At 35.0% G+C, this 16,889-nt stretch carries 20 protein-coding genes and 1 pseudogene; 17 read left to right on the top strand and 4 right to left on the bottom strand.

What is annotated here, in order from left to right; all coding sequences use genetic code 11:
• Nucleotides 1-216 precede the first annotated feature (216 nt).
• The gene (locus tag PQF83_RS26315; protein ID WP_000713259.1) at nt 217-750 is read left to right on the top strand and encodes a transglycosylase SLT domain-containing protein; all 534 of its coding nucleotides are present in this window, start codon (nt 217-219) and stop codon (nt 748-750) included.
• An 11-nt stretch (nt 751-761) separates the two neighbouring features.
• Here PQF83_RS26315 and PQF83_RS26310 read toward each other — a convergent pair whose 3' ends face one another.
• Nucleotides 762-1,556 carry a DUF4931 domain-containing protein gene (locus PQF83_RS26310; RefSeq protein WP_000381055.1) on the bottom strand — a complete coding sequence of 265 codons (795 nt, stop codon included), beginning with the start codon at nt 1,554-1,556 and terminating at the stop codon, nt 762-764.
• A gap of 134 nt (nt 1,557-1,690) precedes the next feature.
• Nucleotides 1,691-1,819 (bottom strand): hypothetical protein, encoded by a 129-nt coding sequence (locus tag PQF83_RS26305; protein ID WP_025991723.1) that lies wholly within the window; start codon nt 1,817-1,819, stop codon nt 1,691-1,693.
• Nucleotides 1,820-2,238: 419 nt separating this feature from the next.
• Between PQF83_RS26305 and PQF83_RS26300 the strand changes: the two genes are divergently transcribed.
• Together PQF83_RS26300 and abc-f are read left to right on the top strand one after the other, a co-directional pair.
• On the top strand, nt 2,239-2,373 hold the full coding sequence (locus PQF83_RS26300) for an RAxF-45 family protein (RefSeq protein WP_000830642.1): 135 nt from the start codon (nt 2,239-2,241) through the stop codon (nt 2,371-2,373).
• Nucleotides 2,374-2,497: 124 nt separating this feature from the next.
• Nucleotides 2,498-4,378 (top strand): ribosomal protection-like ABC-F family protein, encoded by a 1,881-nt coding sequence (abc-f, locus tag PQF83_RS26295; RefSeq protein WP_000150910.1) that lies wholly within the window; start codon nt 2,498-2,500, stop codon nt 4,376-4,378.
• Between the two features lie 271 nt (nt 4,379-4,649).
• Here abc-f and PQF83_RS26290 read toward each other — a convergent pair whose 3' ends face one another.
• Nucleotides 4,650-4,847 (bottom strand): hypothetical protein, encoded by a 198-nt coding sequence (locus PQF83_RS26290; protein ID WP_000369262.1) that lies wholly within the window; start codon nt 4,845-4,847, stop codon nt 4,650-4,652.
• A gap of 99 nt (nt 4,848-4,946) precedes the next feature.
• On the opposite strand from PQF83_RS26290, the pseudogene PQF83_RS26285 reads away from it, so the two are divergent.
• The 6 genes and pseudogenes from PQF83_RS26285 to PQF83_RS26260 form a co-directional block, all read left to right on the top strand.
• Nucleotides 4,947-5,222 (top strand): annotated as a pseudogene (locus PQF83_RS26285) (ABC transporter substrate-binding protein); the annotation flags it as partial.
• A gap of 242 nt (nt 5,223-5,464) precedes the next feature.
• Nucleotides 5,465-7,192, top strand: coding sequence for an ABC transporter substrate-binding protein (locus tag PQF83_RS26280; protein WP_000730667.1), 1,728 nt, complete (start codon nt 5,465-5,467; stop codon nt 7,190-7,192).
• Between the two features lie 108 nt (nt 7,193-7,300).
• Complete coding sequence (locus PQF83_RS26275) at nt 7,301-8,257, top strand: ABC transporter permease (RefSeq protein WP_000860690.1); 957 nt, start codon at nt 7,301-7,303, stop codon at nt 8,255-8,257.
• Between the two features lie 12 nt (nt 8,258-8,269).
• Complete coding sequence (opp4C, locus tag PQF83_RS26270) at nt 8,270-9,193, top strand: oligopeptide ABC transporter permease (RefSeq protein WP_000447961.1); 924 nt, start codon at nt 8,270-8,272, stop codon at nt 9,191-9,193.
• A 10-nt stretch (nt 9,194-9,203) separates the two neighbouring features.
• On the top strand, nt 9,204-10,184 hold the full coding sequence (locus tag PQF83_RS26265) for an ABC transporter ATP-binding protein (protein WP_000030785.1): 981 nt from the start codon (nt 9,204-9,206) through the stop codon (nt 10,182-10,184).
• A complete protein-coding gene (locus PQF83_RS26260; protein ID WP_001294512.1) occupies nt 10,181-11,146 on the top strand; it encodes an ABC transporter ATP-binding protein in 966 nt (321 codons plus the stop codon). Before PQF83_RS26265 ends, PQF83_RS26260 begins: the two co-directional genes overlap by 4 nt.
• A 37-nt stretch (nt 11,147-11,183) precedes the next feature.
• Here the strand turns inward: PQF83_RS26260 and PQF83_RS26255 are convergent, their stop codons facing one another.
• Entirely contained in the window at nt 11,184-12,056 is an 873-nt protein-coding gene (locus PQF83_RS26255) for a Cof-type HAD-IIB family hydrolase (RefSeq protein ID WP_000766404.1), read from the bottom strand.
• 450 nt (nt 12,057-12,506) lie between these two features.
• Between PQF83_RS26255 and PQF83_RS26250 the strand changes: the two genes are divergently transcribed.
• The 8 genes from PQF83_RS26250 (at nt 12,507) to PQF83_RS26215 (ending at nt 16,802) form a co-directional block, all read left to right on the top strand.
• A complete protein-coding gene (locus PQF83_RS26250; protein WP_000664237.1) occupies nt 12,507-12,614 on the top strand; it encodes a DUF3948 family protein in 108 nt (35 codons plus the stop codon).
• Nucleotides 12,615-12,653: 39 nt separating this feature from the next.
• On the top strand, nt 12,654-12,761 hold the full coding sequence (locus PQF83_RS26245; protein ID WP_000664237.1) for a DUF3948 family protein: 108 nt from the start codon (nt 12,654-12,656) through the stop codon (nt 12,759-12,761).
• A gap of 35 nt (nt 12,762-12,796) precedes the next feature.
• The gene (locus PQF83_RS26240; protein WP_073536510.1) at nt 12,797-12,913 is read left to right on the top strand and encodes a DUF3948 family protein; all 117 of its coding nucleotides are present in this window, start codon (nt 12,797-12,799) and stop codon (nt 12,911-12,913) included.
• A 39-nt stretch (nt 12,914-12,952) separates the two neighbouring features.
• Complete coding sequence (locus tag PQF83_RS26235; RefSeq protein ID WP_000664237.1) at nt 12,953-13,060, top strand: DUF3948 family protein; 108 nt, start codon at nt 12,953-12,955, stop codon at nt 13,058-13,060.
• Nucleotides 13,061-13,093: 33 nt separating this feature from the next.
• Nucleotides 13,094-13,213: a DUF3948 family protein gene (locus PQF83_RS26230; protein ID WP_001993573.1), complete on the top strand. Its 120-nt coding sequence runs from the start codon at nt 13,094-13,096 to the stop codon at nt 13,211-13,213.
• Between the two features lie 309 nt (nt 13,214-13,522).
• On the top strand, nt 13,523-14,641 hold the full coding sequence (hppD, locus tag PQF83_RS26225; protein WP_000810913.1) for a 4-hydroxyphenylpyruvate dioxygenase: 1,119 nt from the start codon (nt 13,523-13,525) through the stop codon (nt 14,639-14,641).
• A gap of 66 nt (nt 14,642-14,707) precedes the next feature.
• Nucleotides 14,708-15,664: a fumarylacetoacetate hydrolase family protein gene (locus tag PQF83_RS26220; protein ID WP_000674031.1), complete on the top strand. Its 957-nt coding sequence runs from the start codon at nt 14,708-14,710 to the stop codon at nt 15,662-15,664.
• The gene (locus PQF83_RS26215) at nt 15,630-16,802 is read left to right on the top strand and encodes a homogentisate 1,2-dioxygenase (RefSeq protein WP_000499916.1); all 1,173 of its coding nucleotides are present in this window, start codon (nt 15,630-15,632) and stop codon (nt 16,800-16,802) included. Before PQF83_RS26220 ends, PQF83_RS26215 begins: the two co-directional genes overlap by 35 nt.
• Nucleotides 16,803-16,889 lie beyond the last annotated feature (87 nt).

The raw sequence follows: 16,889 nt of genomic DNA, 5'->3' as shown, positions 1-16,889 counted from the left end.
TTACAATTATATACAAAAAATATGTTTCAGTCTATGAAAGTTACATTTTTTCACGTATTTACCAGCTGTTTTTTCACAAAATCGGTCTAAAGCATGATGATAATATGTATAGTTATTTGCTATGATAAAAGAGTAAGAGAATGATAGAATGTGGGTAATTGTAAAGGGAAGAAGGCTGAAAGGGGACAAATTTCAGCGGAGAAAGAGGTAGAGGTAGTGAAGAAATTCTTTGTAGGATTTTTAGTTGTTCTTGGGGTGTACTTATACTTCCAAGGAAAGTCTGAAGGAATGGGCAAATTAGTAAATGAGACAAGCTATGTTGACTCAGAAGAAGCAAAACAGATGAAACAAATTATTATAGAGGAAGCAAAGAAAGTCAATCTTCCAGAATGGATACCTCTTACAATTGCCGAACATGAAAGTCGATTAAATCCAAGAAGTGTTGGAGATAACGGAACTTCATTCGGATTGTTTCAATTGCATCGCGGTGGTGGACTTGCACCGGATCATTTAACGGATGACGAGCTGAAAGATCCACGTACAAATGCGCAAATTGCAATGCCGCATTTAATGAAAGGATATAAGCGCGGGGTGCAAAAAGGTTTGACGGATTTTGCATTATTAAAATATATAGCAAATACATCTGGATGGCCAGGGAATTTAGGGCCAGAGTGGACGGATAATAATATGAAGTATAACATCGGATTAGAAGATGTGTACTATCGAAATAAAGGTGTAATTAAAGAGTAGGTTTTTGATACCTACTCTATTTTTTTGTGGATAATCGCGTCGTTTTGTTTTGTGAAATACGCTGCTAGTTGTATTTTTACGTCTTCTAGTTTGGTGGAAACTTGCGGTATTTTATATCCTACATATAACGGTGAAACGACAAATCTAGGAACAACTTTACAAATGATTTTTCCGTTTAAGTAATAGAAGAATAAGTTATAACTACTACATCCTTTATGGAAATCTGTCAGTATGTAACGTACAGTTTGCTGAATATAAGTTGCTAGTTCATCTATGCATCCAATATCTTCGATAATGATATTAAATTCAGTAAAACCGATAATAGGACGATCTGAGATATTGAGTTCAATGTGTTCGTTCTTTTGAACAATTACGCCTTGGAAGTTGTCGTGTTCTACGTTATCGAGGTAGTTTACATATTTCATTCCAATAATCTGCATGTGTGCATGATGCAAACTTCCACCTGAGAATGGACCATGATTTTTGTATAAAATTACAGATGTGAATTCTTCATTCTTCTGTAAATCTAACCAATGTTTAATGGAGAAACGAATTAGCGATTTCATATGTTCTTCTGTATATGTCGCAATATGGTCTTCACAATTATCTGTTTCGATTAGCACCGTTTGAAATGTATCTTTTAATGTAGGAAATTTGTTTTTTAGCCAAATAATTGAGCCCTCAATTGCTAAAATATCCGTTAAACTTTCTCTGTCACAAAAAGGACATGCAGCGCTTCTATTCCGGATGCTTTCTGGTTTTTGTTTGCCAATATCGTTTAAAAAGTATAGTTGTTGTGTATCCATTTGTATATATGCCCCTTTAAAATATGTGTAAAAATCCCGCTTAATACATTCGGGATAAGGAGAAGAAAATCCTTTAAAGGGAATATAAAAAATAAAAGACAAGATATCCTCATTAAGATAGGGTACCTTGTCTTTTATTTTTTCTTTAATAATGTGTATGGATAATATAGATTGTTTTTATTATACTTCTTTTCTCTATTTTTTATTGTGTATAAGGCAATTGCTGTACTTGCGATTACAAAAATGGCTTTCTTCATATTCACATACCCCTTTTTATTGTTGGTTTAATTCTTGGCTAACTGCTTTTGCATCAACTAGAGCGTGTAAAATCATTTTTACCATGTTCATCATATTCTTTCACTCCTTTTTATAGTTCATTTAGTTCTTTTACAACTGCTTGTCCGTTCACTAATACCTCAAAGATTGCTTTTACGATTTCTTTCATCATGATTGTTTCCTCCTTTTGTTGTCTCTCTTGTTTACATCTTTATTGTATAGGGAGGCATCTTTTCGTACTATCGCTTTCCATTACGTGAACATAACAGTTTTGTAAGATTTGATGTCACTTATTGAAATGTTTAGTCTATCTTCATTATTTTCAGAAAAATGACTATTCAAACATGAAATGGGAAAGTATAATAAAGAAGTAAGTATTAAATTCCGTACGAAAGAGGTGAATGAGATGAAACGTTCTTTAGCTGCACGTGCCAAATTTTTAGATTTTATCTATTTTTGTCGTGCGATTTTTCATGATGTAGTTGTTAACGGGATACGTCTGTCCTTTTTTAACAATTGCATAGTAGCTATAGAACGATAGAAATCTCTTCACCCATTTTTAATAAACGTGTGAAAAGGGAGCTATTTAGCTTCCTTTTTCTATGCCGAAAACCATGGGGAATGTTTCTTTCCTATGGTTTTTTATATTGAAAGGAGTACGGAAAATGACAATTTGTAGTGTAAATAATGTAACGAAATCTTTTGGTGGAAACATCATATTTGAAAATATATCGCTTGAAATAAAGAATGGTGAACGTGTTGGATTAGTTGGTCGTAACGGTAGTGGGAAGACAACAATCTTTCAGCTTTTAACTGGAATGGAAAGTTTGGATGCAGGAGCCATTCATATGAAGAAAGGTACACGTATTGGTCATGTGGCACAAATTCCGAAATTTGATGAGAGTATGACTGTATATGAAGTATTGAGTTCCGCTTTTAAAATAGAAAAGGAATTAGAAAGAGAAATGCGTACTTTAGAAAAACATATGGCGGAAGAACAGGAAACTTCTGTTTTACAAAAATTAATGGAGAGATACGGAATCATCCAAGAAAAGTTTGCGTTTCTTGGTGGTTATGAAATCGAAGCGAACATTATGAAGGTAGCAAATGGTTTACAGGTGACAGAACTATTCCCACGATCATTTGTGGAGATAAGTGGTGGGGAGCAAACAAAAGTAAGCCTTGCATACATGCTGTTGCAGAAACCAGATTTACTTTTATTAGATGAACCAACCAATCATTTAGATTTATTTGCAGTCGAATGGTTAGAGCAATTTTTAAAAGAATACAACGGAACACTTATGGTTATTTCACATGATCGCTATTTCCTTGATGAAGTTGTAACGAAGATTTTTGATTTAGAAGATGGAGAGATTCACGTGTATCATACAAACTATTCTCGGTTTGTTGAAGAGAAGGAAGAAAGGTTGCTTCAGGAGTTTCAGGCTTATCAAGAACAGCAAAAGAAAATAAAGAAAATGAAAGAAGCAATTAAGCGACTGCGTGAATGGGCAAATCAGGCGAATCCTCCGAATGAAGGATTGCATAAGAGAGCGAGAAGTATGGAACGTGCACTGGAACGTATGGAGAAACTAAAGAAACCTATTTTAGAACGAAAACAAATGGGACTTCAGTTTGAAGGGCAAGAGAGAAGTGGAAAAGATGTTGTTGTAATGAAAGAAGTGAGTAAAGGATTTGCAGAACATCTTTTATTTAACGAAGCAAATTTACATGTTCGTTTTCAAGAGCGTGCGGCTATCGTTGGTCGTAATGGTACAGGAAAGACAACGCTATTAAAGTTATTATTAGAAGAAATAGAACCAGATGCTGGAGAAATTCGAATTGGAAGTAGTGTGAAAATCGGTTATTTATCCCAGCATGCGTACGGAAATATGAAGAGTAATGTATTGGAGGCTTTCAGGGAATGTGTAGCTGTAACAGAGGGAGAAGCGAGACATATATTAGCTAAGTTCTTATTTTATGGTCCAGCGGTGTTTAAGAAAGTAACGCAACTGAGCGGTGGAGAAAAAATGAGGTTAAGACTTGCACAACTTATGTATCAAGATATCAATTTTTTAATTTTAGATGAGCCGACAAATCATCTCGACATTGAATCAAGAGAAGTTTTAGAGGAAGCTCTTGAACAATATAATGGAACGATTTTAGCTGTTTCACATGATCGTTATTTTTTAAATAAGTTATTTGAAAAGACGTATTGGATTGATGAGCGTAAATTATTTGAGTTTGCAGGGAACTATGCATGGGCGCGTCAAAAGTGGGAGGAAAAGCTCGAGACGCAAGTGATAAAGCAGCAACACCAAGGAAGAAAAAATATTGAAACAGTCCCTGTAAAAAAGAAAGAAGTTAGGAATATTGAGGAGATTGAAACCGAGTTAATGCATGTTGAAGAAGATATATATACGCTTGAGTGTAAGATGGAACAAGTAGTTGATGTTGAAATGCTTGAACAATTGTATGAAGAAAAAACGAAGAAAGAGTTGTTACGAGCGGAGTTATATAATGAGTTAGAGAATATTGTGGAGTGAAAACTAAAAAGCGAATCCCTTTCAGTTTTACTGAAGGGATTCGCTTTTTAGTTTTACTGAAGGGATTCGCTTTTTTATACTGCTGTTTTGCTTTAAGAGATAAATAAAAGTTGTGTTTCACGTGAAACAGTAAATTTGATAAATCTTTGTTTCGTAACTTGCATAGATTGTGAAACATAAATCGTATTAGGAGCTTTTTAGATCGGTTAATTATTTCCCGAGACATAAGTATGTGTAACGGCAAAGCATGATTGAAAACAAAAAAACAGAGTTACAGCTTTACACGCTGAACTCTGTTTTCTTTTTGTGTCGTATCTTCCCTTGTTGAAATGATAATAGCGATCCCGAGCATCATAAAAAAAGCTAAAAAGAGGACGAACTTTGGGAAGAACGGGAATAGTAATAGCGCCCCGACTATCATAATTGTTAATAATACGTAGTGAAGGACGTATTGGAATAGGTTGTCCATGTTTTCGCCCCCTTTTTGGTAATTGGTTATTAGTATTCTATGTTTCATACGGAACGAATAGAAGTGAATTTTTAATTTTTTAATACGAAATAAAAAAGAACGGTTGAAGAGTTTGTTTCAACAAGTAAACGAAACTATGATGGATACCATAATCCGAAAGTAGATGAATTAGCGAAGCAGGCACTAGAAACATTAGATATTGAAAAACGAAAAGAAATTTATAAAAAGTTGTACCAGGAGTTAAGTGAAGATCCACCTGTAATCTTCTTAAATAATAGCAAGGTTGTGTCTGCACATCATGCGCGCATTCAAGGATTGCAAGAAGATAACTATAACGGTATCTTGTTAAGTTTACCTAAATTAAAGATAGAATAATAATTTTTGAAAAATTTTAAAAATATTTATTTAGAAAGAATTGACAAAATATAACGGAAGATATAAGCTAATAACCATAAAGTCTACCGGAAAGGTCGGAATAGGATTGTTACCCCTCAAAAACATCTATTTTTTTACGATTAAAACCGACTTTTCCGATTGGCTATAAATGTTGCTGTGGGAGGCATACATAAGGTAATAAGTTCAAAGGGTATCACTATTAAAAAGTTAGGGTGGGGACAATGAAGAAAAAGACAAAAAAATGGGCTGGTGTATTTTCGGTATTACTGAGTAGTTCGCTTGTGTTATCTGCTTGTGGGGGACAGGAAGATACTGCTTCTACAGAACCGGTAAAAAAACAAGACTTAAAAGACGCTAAGATTGAATCAATTCCAGCTACAGATAAAAAGAAAAGTCCAGAGAAAGCAAATCAGCGAAAGGATACTTTTATTACGGCCATTTCTAAGCCAGGGGGAGTTTTCCTTCCATATTTCCAAGAGAATGGTTGGGATGGAAATGTAACGTCTGTAATTTTTGCATCACTAGTAACAACAGACAAACAAAGTAAACCCATTCCGGACCTTGCAGAAAAATGGGATATTTCTGCTGATCAGTTAACATATACATTCCATTTACGTAAAAATCTAAAATTTAGTGATGGTTCGCCTTTAACGGCTGAGGACGTAGCATTTACATTAACACTACTTCATGATAAAGCGTATGAAGGTGGAATGGACATTGCTCAGTATGCTGTTAAAGGTGGAAAAGAATATAAAGAAGGAAAAGCAACTTCTATTGAAGGAATTCAAGTTATTGATCCACAAACAATTAAAATTACAACTGAAAAAGTTAATTCACAGGCGCTAATTAATTTAGGTGGTCCAGTGCTATCAAAAGCTTATTATGGAAAAGATTATAAACAAAATACAAGTTTAGACTATTTAAAAGCATTATATGGGCAACCAATTGCGGCGGGTCCATATAAATTTGAAAAATATGTTCCAGGTCAAGAAGTACGCTTTGTTGCTAACGAACATTATTATGCAGGTAAACCAAAAATCCAAAACTTTATTTACAAAATCACATCAGGTGATACTGGATTCCAATTATTCCAAACCGGTGAACTGGACTATAGTGGATTTAGAGCAAATCCTGAGAATATAGACCAATTAAAAGGATTAGAGTTTGCAAACATTAATCTTGAATCATCAAGTGACATTGCTTATATCTATGTAAATAATAAGAAATCGTATTTGAAAGATAAAAAGGTACGTCAAGCACTTACTTATGGATTAGACCGTAAGAAGTATGTGGATACAGCTTTACAAGGATATGGATCTGTTGCTAACGTACCAATTGCGCCAGTTTCATGGGCATATACAGAAGAAGGTATTAATAAATATCCACACGACGTAGAAAAGGCTAAAAAATTATTAGATGAGGCTGGTTGGAAGGTAGGTTCTGACGGGGTTCGTGAAAAAGATGGTCAAAAATTAAAATTAACATACTACGCATCAAATACAGGTAAAACAAATGATATCTTTATTCCAATTGCAAAAGAAAGTTACAAAGAAATAGGTGTTGAATTAAATCCAGAGTTGATGGACTTTAATACGATGCTTTCAAAAGTAGGGAAAGGTGACTACGATTTAGCGGCAGTTTCAACACCAGGAATTAGTGATCCAAGTGAAGTTGTAAGTGATTACTTATCGACTAATCCAAAAAGTGATACGGGTTATAGTAATCCGAAAGTAGATGACTTGATTGTAAAAGGCATAGGGACGACAGATATTGAAAAACGTAAAGCAATTTATAAAGAACTGTATAAAGAGTTAAGTGATGATCCACCAGTTATTTTATTAAATTATCGTAAACTACTTTATGCTCATAATGCACGTATAAAAGGAATTGATCCAGAAAAGTACGATAGCATCAGTTCCAACTTACCAGTGTTATCTATTGAACAATAAGGGTTGACCTAAATAATAGAAGACGTTTTTTCACACAGCAATGGAATGGTAGCTGTTTTGAAAAAATGTTCTTCTATTTTTAAGTAAATAGGATTGGGGAGACAAAAGGTGAAAACATATATCATTCGTAGGTTCCTTCAAATGATCCCTACATTGTTTGGTACATCTATTATTATTTTTTTCTTATTTGCACTTTTGCCGGGAGATTATATCGATTCAAATCCGAAGTTAACACCAGAGAGAGCCCAAGAATTAAGGGAATTATACGGCTTAAACAAACCAATTATTGAAAGGTATTTTCATTGGTTAGTGAATGCGTTGCATGGTGATTTTGGATTTTCTTTACAGTACCAAGAACCAGTAACTTCATTACTTAATAAATTCATTTGGAATACATTTATTGTTGCTGTTGCAGCTTTATTTTTCACTTGGATTATTGCTCTTATTATTGGGGTTATTTCTGCAACAAAGCAGCACTCTTGGTTTGATAGATTGGTAACAATCGGTGTCTTTGCAGCAATGTCATTTCCATCATTCTTTATCGGACTATTTTTAATAAAATTATTAGCAGTTGATTTAAAGTTATTACCTATTGGTGGCATGATTGATATCGGGAGTAACTCAACAGGGATAGCATACATATTAGAAGTATTACGTCATATGATTCTACCTGTATTTATTTTAACGCTTCTTGGTGTAGGATCGTTAACACGATATTTTAGAACCGGCATGTTGGATGTTATTAGACAAGATTATATTCGTACTGCTCGTGCAAAAGGCTTAAAAGAAAGAAGCGTTATTTATAAACATGCATTGAAAAATGCAATTTTGCCAGCAATTACATTACTCGCTTTTGAATTACCAGGTTTATTTTCAGGAGCTATTATTATTGAACAGATTTTTAACTGGCCAGGAATCGGGAGTATTCAATTAGAAGCATTAAACTTCCGTGATTATACAGTATTAATGGCCTTTACGATGTTTCTTTCGTGTTTAACAATTATGGCTAATTTCTTAGCAGATATTGTATATGCGTTTGTTGATCCAAGAATTAGATTGAAGTAAGGGGGGAAAGATATGGAGACCATTACACCAATAATAGAGAAAAAGAAAGAACGGAAAAAGAGAAACGAATCATCACCATGGCGCCAAGCGTATAAAAAAATTAAGAAAAATAAGATGGCATTGTACGGATTATACGTTTTAATATTTATGTTTTTATTTAGTTTTATCGGTCCAATCTTTTCACCATATGCTGATGGAAAAGTACAAGTAACACAAATTAATAAACCACCCAACCTATCACATTGGCTTGGAACAGACCAGTTGGGACGGGATATTTTAACTAGACTTATGCAAGCAGGTCGTATTTCATTAACAATTGGTTTAGCGTCGATGCTACTATCCGTTATACTAGGAGCTTTATTAGGAGCAATTGCTGGTTTTTATCGAGGGGTTGTGGATCATTTAATTATGCGTGTTGCGGATGTGTTAATGTCCATTCCGGGATTACCGCTACTTATTATAATGGGAGCAATTTTATCAGAATGGAAATTACCATCAGAATACCGTTTATATGTTGTAATGATTATTTTAAGTTTAGTAGGATGGCCAGGACTTGCTCGTCTTGTGAGAGGACAAATTTTAACATTGCGGGAGCAAGCATTTATGCAAGCAGCAGATGTATTAGGATTAAAGGATTCTCGAAAAATTATTCATCATTTAATTCCTAATGTCTTTCCGTTGCTTATTGTTGTAGCAACTTTGGGCGTGGCTGGATCTATTTTAAGTGAGTCCGCACTAAGCTACTTAGGTCTCGGCGTTGTCCCACCTACACCATCATGGGGGAATATGATTAGTGCAGCGAACTCATTAATTGATTTTCAAAAGCGCCCATGGTTATGGATTCCGCCTGGTTTTGCAATCTTTATAACAGTTGTATCCATTAATTTACTTGGTGATGCACTTCGTGATGCGTTAGATCCAAAGATGAGACGGTAGGTGAGGGAATATGAGTAAAGCAGTAGTAGAGCTAAAAGATTTACAAACACACTTTCAGACAGAAGAAGGAACAGTAAAAGCTGTGAATCATGTTAGTTTTTCTGTTCGAGAAGGTGAAACTGTTTGTGTTGTAGGTGAATCTGGTTGCGGGAAAAGTGTAACGGCTTTATCTATTATGGGACTTATTGCTGAATCAGGTAGTGTAGTAGGTGGAGATATTTTATATGAAGGAAAAAGTCTTTTAGGAATGAAAGAGAAAGAGCTTCGTAGTTTACGAGGGAATGATATTGCGATGATTTTCCAAGAACCGATGACATCGCTAAATCCAGTCTTTACTGTAGGGGAACAAATTGTAGAGACGTTAAGGGAGCATGAATTACTTAGTAAAAATGAAGCATATAAGAAGGCAATTGAGTTAATTCGTAAAGTCGGTATAGCCCGCGCGGATGAAATCGTCCATTCTTATCCACACGAACTGAGCGGTGGTATGTTACAACGTATTATGATTGCTGTTGCACTTAGTTGTAATCCTAAGTTATTAATTGCTGATGAACCGACAACGGCTCTTGATGTTACGATTCAAGCTCAAATATTAGATTTATTAAGGCAAATAAAAAAGGAATTTAAAACATCCATTTTATTAATTACACATGACTTAGGTGTCGTAGCGGAAATGGCTGATTATGTTGTCGTTATGTATGGCGGGAAAGTTATTGAAGAAGCACCGGTACTAGAAATATTCCAAAATCCGAAACACCCGTATACGAAAGGTTTGTTAAAATCAAAACCAGTGATGGGAAAAAGAATAGATAAACTATATTCTATTCCAGGGCAAGTTCCTAATTTAGTTGGTTTGGATGAGTTTTGCTACTTTAGCAGCCGTTGTGAGCATTGTATGGAAATATGTAAAGAAGAAGCGCCAAGTTTGAATGTACATGATGAGAATCATAAAGTTGCTTGCTGGTTATATGAGGAGCGTGCGAAACAATGAGTGAACCATTATTAGAAGTAAAAAACTTAAAAACATATTTTCCAATTAAAGGCGGCATATTTAGTAGAACGGTTGGACATGTAAAAGCAGTTGATGGAGTAAGTTTTACTATTAATAAAGGTGAAGTATTCGGCCTCGTTGGTGAATCGGGAAGCGGAAAAACAACGATAGGAAAAACAATTTTACGTCTCGTCCAAAAAACGGAAGGGGAAGTGAAGTTTAAAGGGCAAGATGTTCACTCTTTATCTAAGGAAGAATTGAGAAAACATCGTCCTAATATGCAACTTGTCTTCCAAGATCCATTTAGCTCATTAAATCCGAGAATGAGAATTGGGGAAGCGCTTGGTGAACCGATGTTAGCTCACGGATTAGCGACGAAAGAAAATGTTCGTGAAAAAGTGACAGAAGTATTAGAGTTATGTGGCTTAGCCCCATATCATATTGATCGGTACCCTCATGAATTTTCGGGTGGACAACGCCAACGTATCGTTATTGCAAGAGCTATGGTATTAAACCCAGAATTTATTGTAGCTGACGAACCTGTGGCAGCATTAGATGTATCTATTCAAGCACAGATCATTAATTTATTTAGTGAGCTACAGGAGAAAAAGGGATTATCTTATTTGTTCATTTCACATGATTTAAGCGTAGTAGAGCATTTATGTACGAAGATTGGAATTATGTATTTAGGAACGATTGTGGAAACAGCGCCGCGTGATGAGTTATTTACGAATCCACTTCATCCGTATACGAAAGCATTGCTATCCGCTGTTCCAATACCAGATCCAACAGTGAAGCGAGAGAGAATCATACTAGAGGGTGACATTCCAAGTCCAGCGAATCCACCTTCGGGGTGTCGTTTTCATACACGTTGCCCGTTTGCAACAGATATTTGTAAACAAACGGTACCTGAATTTCGTAATGTTGGTGAGGAGCATTTTGTTGCTTGTCATCATGTATAAAAGAGAAGGACTCTTTCAAATAGAAAGAGTCCTTTTTTTATTTACTAGATGAAGTTTGTTTCAATACAAATTGTTCGATTGCATGAGCAACACCATGTTCATTGTTTGTTAATGTTACAACATCACATAGTTTTTTTACATCTTCTTCAGCGTTTCCCATTGCAACTGATAAACCAGCTGCTTCTAACATGGGTACATCGTTAAAATTGTCACCGATAGCAACTGTATCTTCAATTGGTATATTAAAATGGGCTGCCATTTGTTTCAGTCCATTTCCTTTATGTCCATTCTTGTCCATAATTTCTAAATTAGTAGGAGCAGATGCTGTAACCATAATATCAGTATCTTCTTGTAACATACTCAATAGCTGTGCGCGATGCCCTGCGTTAAATGTCAAAATAAAGAATTTAGATATTTCTAATTCTGGATTATTTACAACATCTTCTATTTTTTGGAAATCGGTAATTAAGTTTGATTTCTTTTGTTTTTCTGTAATTCTTTCAAGTTCCTCAAGCGTAACATCTAGTGCATGCTTGTTTTCTTCGAACGCTTGCATAACTTGATCTTGCCATGTATATGGAGAATAAACTCCTTTATTTGTATATAGCTTATAAGGAAAGCCTTCAGATTCTAGTAATTTTGCAAGTTTGTACACTTTGTCGTTTTGTATACAACGTGAGTTAATTACTTCTCCATCCACATAAACAATTGCCCCATTGCTTGCTCCAACTGGAAGAGATAGTTTATACTCTTCCAATAATTTCAAAGCATCCTCTTTTGCACGGCCAGAACAAATCATGACAATATGACCAGCCTCTTTTGCAGTTTGGATAGCTTGTAAGTTCTCTTTGGAGATTTCAAGATTAGATGATAGTAGTGTACCATCCATATCTAATGCGATTAATTTCAAAATGACCACCTCTTTGTTCTTATTATACATAGTTATATAAAGGAAACATATAAACTTATCTTGGAAAGATTATATTTTATCTCTCATGAACTATCAGTAAGAATTTGATAGATTCCACTTTATTAATGAAAGATTTATCTTACTTTGTAACAAAAGTAGAGGTAGGTATAGGGATGTTTCGTTATATGACTGTAATATTACATGAATGTTACAAATATGGATTTAGTAGAAAATGCATTAAATCAAGGTTTTTGAAGGTGTTTATAAAAAAACGTAAAAAAAGTGTAATAAAATTTACGTAATTATATTGCAACGTAACAATAGTTATGTTACATTAATGTTACAAACATTACGTTATTAAATTTAATGTAACGTCAACATAAAAACTATGAAATAAACATTTCTTAGAAATTACATATAGATAACTTATTAAAAAGGAGGATACATAATATGAAAGAGCAAGTATTACAAGTAACAAAAGGTGACTTCGTAGGATCAGCAAGTGGAGCAGTAGTATTAACAGCATTAATCGTATTCTTATCAAGCGTATTAGTATAATAGAAGTTTTGTAAAAAGAAAAAGAGAGGAGAATGCAAAATGAAAGAGCAAGTATTACAAGTAACAAAAGGTGACTTCGTAGGATCAGCAAGTGGAGCAGTAGTATTAACAGCGTTAATCGTATTCCTATCAAGCGTATTAGTATAATAGAAGTTTTGTAACAAAGGAAAAAAGAAGGGAGAATGAAAGATATGAGAGAGCAAGTATTACAAGTAACAAAAGGTGACTTCGTAGGATCAGCAAGTGGAGCAGTAGTATTAACAGCATTAATCGTATTCTTATCAAGCGTATTAGTATAATAGAGGTTTTGTAAAAAGAAAAAGAGAGGAGAATGCAAAATGAAAGAGCAAGTATTACAAGTAACAAAAGGTGACTTCGTAGGATCAGCAAGTGGAGCGGTAGTATTAACAGCATTAATCGTATTTCTATCAAGTGTATTAGTATAATAGAAGTTTTACATTATACAAAATGAAAGGAGAATGAGGAATATGAACGGTGAGCAAGTGTTACAAGTAACAAAAACAGATTTATTAGGATCATTAGGTGGAGCGGTAGTATTAACATCATTTATTCTATTCCTTGCAAAAGTATTAGTATGAGACATATAAATACAATCATTCAAAAAAAATAAAGACTCTAGCATATTAGTAAGTAATTAATATGTTGGAGTCTTTTTTATTTTTCTTCTATATATCCCTTCAAGTATGAATAGCCCCCTTTATTTTAAAGAGAAAAAAGTCGAATTTTATATGTAAGAAAAAAAGAGGAATTTGACAGAAAAGATAGAAAATTTTAAAGGTCAGAATTTGTTAGCTTGCTAACTAATTTCTATCAATTGATGTTGGAAGCGTTTTCGGTTGGTTTTAAGTATGAACCATTTAATCTATTTACAGGGGGATGAGGATTTTATGAAACAAAAATCTATGGATACGCTAGCTGCACAAATGGAGGACTTTTTTCCAGTACGTGATGTAGATCATTTGGAATTTTACGTAGGAAATGCAAAGCAATCAAGTTACTATCTTGCGAGAGCATTCGGATTCAAAATTGTGGCTTACTCTGGATTAGAAACTGGTAATCGTGAAAAAGTATCTTATGTTCTTGTGCAAAAAAATATGCGTTTCGTTGTGTCTGGGGCTTTAAGTAGTGACAATCGTATTGCAGAGTTTGTAAAGACTCATGGTGATGGCGTGAAAGATGTGGCATTACTTGTTGACGATGTTGATAAAGCATACTCAGAAGCGGTGAAACGTGGTGCCGTCGCAATTGCTCCGCCTGTAGAGTTAACAGATGAGAACGGTACATTGAAAAAAGCAGTTATTGGTACGTATGGTGATACAATTCATACGCTTGTAGAGCGTAAAAATTATAAAGGGACATTTATGCCAGGATTCCAAAAGGCTGAGTTTGATATTCCATTTGAAGAGTCAGGTTTAATTGCTGTAGACCATGTAGTTGGTAATGTTGAAAAGATGGAAGAGTGGGTTAGTTATTACGAGAACGTTATGGGCTTTAAACAAATGATCCATTTTGATGATGATGATATTAGTACAGAGTATTCAGCATTAATGTCGAAGGTTATGACAAATGGAAGTCGTATTAAGTTCCCTATTAACGAGCCAGCGGATGGAAAGAGAAAATCACAAATTCAAGAATATCTAGAGTTCTATAATGGAGCAGGTGTACAGCATCTTGCTTTACTAACAAATGACATTGTTAAAACAGTAGAAGCGCTACGTGCAAATGGTGTGGAGTTTTTAGATACACCAGATACTTATTATGATGAGTTAACTGCACGAGTTGGAAAAATTGATGAGGAAATTGATAAGTTGAAAGAATTAAAGATTTTAGTAGATCGCGATGATGAAGGATACTTACTACAAATCTTTACGAAACCAATTGTAGATCGTCCAACTTTATTTATTGAAATCATTCAGCGTAAAGGTTCTCGTGGATTTGGAGAAGGAAACTTTAAAGCGTTATTCGAATCAATTGAAAGAGAACAAGAGCGTCGCGGGAATTTATAAAATTTATATCCACCAGCAATCATTCTTTTGCTGGTGGAAATTTCATTTTCATAAGGAGGAATTAGGATGAAATTCGTTACATTTCGTCTTCCTTCAAAAGAAATGCGAGCTGGATGGCTTGAAGGTGACAAAGTAATCGATATGAATCTTGCTAGTGGTGGAAAATTACCTTCTTCTATGTTCGCCTTTTTAGAGAAAGCGGATGAGTATGTAGAAGTGTTGCGTAATATTAATAATCCGGAAAAGGGCATATATTCTTTAGAGGAAGTGCAATTAGCAGCAGCGATTCCTAATCCGAGTAGTATTAGGGATTTTTATGCATTTGAACAGCACGTAAAAACGGCACGTAGCCGAAGAGGGTTAGATGTTGTACCTGAATGGTACGATATCCCGGTTTTTTATTTTACGAACCATCGTGCTGTAATTGGTCCAGATGATGTTGTAATTAGTCCGAAGAAATCTAAAAAACTTGATTATGAGTTAGAGATTGCTTGCGTAATTGGGAAAGAAGGAAGAAATATTTCTCGTGAGCAAGCAGAGGAATACATTTTTGGTTATTGTATTATGAATGATTGGAGTGCAAGGGACTTACAAGCAACAGAAATGAAGGTAGGACTTGGTCCAGCGAAAGGAAAAGATTTTGCAACTTCATTAGGAGCGTACCTTGTTACGAAAGAGGAACTAGATATTTATCGTAATGGTGACCGTTATGAGTTAGAGATGACTGCTCATGTAAATGGAAAGCTATTATCAAAAGGGAACTTTCGAGATATTTACTATACATTTGCTGAAATGATTGAACGTGCTTCGGAAGATGTTACGTTATATCCAGGCGATGTGATTGGTTCTGGGACAGTAGGAACAGGTTGTATTTTAGAACTGGGTACAGAAGAGTGGCTGCAAGATGGTGATGTGGTAGAGCTTACGATTACTGGTTTAGGTACATTACGTAATACGGTCAAAAAAGAAAAGGAAGCAGGTGATGAGCATGTTTTATCGTCACATGGGGGAGCTACCTCATAAACGACATGTACAATTCCGTAAAAAAGATGGATCACTTTATCGTGAACAGGTAATGGGAACAAAAGGTTTTTCTGGTACGCAATCTATTTTGTATCATCATTATATGCCAACGGAAGTAGGGCATGCGGCATTATCTCATTCTTGTCAGTTGCAGTATGAAGAAGATGTTGCTCTTTCTCATCGTCACTTTCGCACGAAAGAAAATAAAAAAAGTGGTGATGCAGTAAGCGGAAGAAACTTTATACTTGGGAATGAGGATTTATTAATCGGAGTAGTGAGCCCAACAGAAAAAATGGACTATTTCTACCGTAATGGTGATGGCGATGAAATGTTGTTTGTCCATTACGGAACAGGAAAAATTGAAACGATGTTTGGAACGATTCATTATCGAAAGGGCGATTATGTAACAATTCCAATTGGAACGATCTATCGTGTTATTCCAGATGAAGGAGAGACTAAGTTTCTTGTTGTAGAGGCAAATAGTCAAATTACAACACCGCGTCGCTATCGTAATGAATATGGACAATTGTTAGAGCATAGCCCGTTTTGTGAGAGAGATATTCGTGGTCCTGAAAAATTAGAGACGTATGATGAAAAAGGTGAATTTGTCGTAATGACAAAGTCGAGGGGATATATGCATAAACATGTTTTAGGACATCATCCGTTAGACGTTGTTGGTTGGGATGGTTATTTATATCCGTGGGTCTTTAATGTTGAGGACTTTGAGCCAATCACAGGTCGTATTCATCAGCCACCTCCAGTACATCAAACGTTCGAGGGTCACAATTTTGTTATTTGTTCTTTCGTACCACGTTTATATGACTATCATCCAGAATCTATTCCGGCACCGTATTATCATAGTAACGTGAATAGTGATGAAGTACTGTACTATGTAGAAGGTAACTTTATGAGCCGAAAAGGTGTGGAGGAAGGGTCTATTACACTTCATCCGAGCGGCATTCCTCACGGGCCACATCCTGGGAAAACAGAGGCGAGTATAGGGAAAAAAGAAACGCTTGAATTAGCTGTTATGATAGATACATTCCGTCCGCTTCGTATTGTAAAACAAGCACATGAAACAGAAGATGAAAAATATATGTATAGCTGGATTGAAGAGGGATCATATACTGTGAAATAAGTAAAAAAGGCATGCTCAATAACAGAGCATGCCTTTTTCGTGGAATCGACATGTATAATAATACCAAAAAAAGTTATAGAAAGATAT

The sequence above is a fragment of the Bacillus sp. FF-1 genome (assembly GCF_028548245.1).
GTDB classification, from domain to species: domain Bacteria; phylum Bacillota; class Bacilli; order Bacillales; family Bacillaceae_G; genus Bacillus_A; species Bacillus_A paranthracis.
The sequence above is the reverse complement of the archived record's forward strand: the minus strand, read 5'-3'. Positions and strand labels throughout refer to the sequence as shown.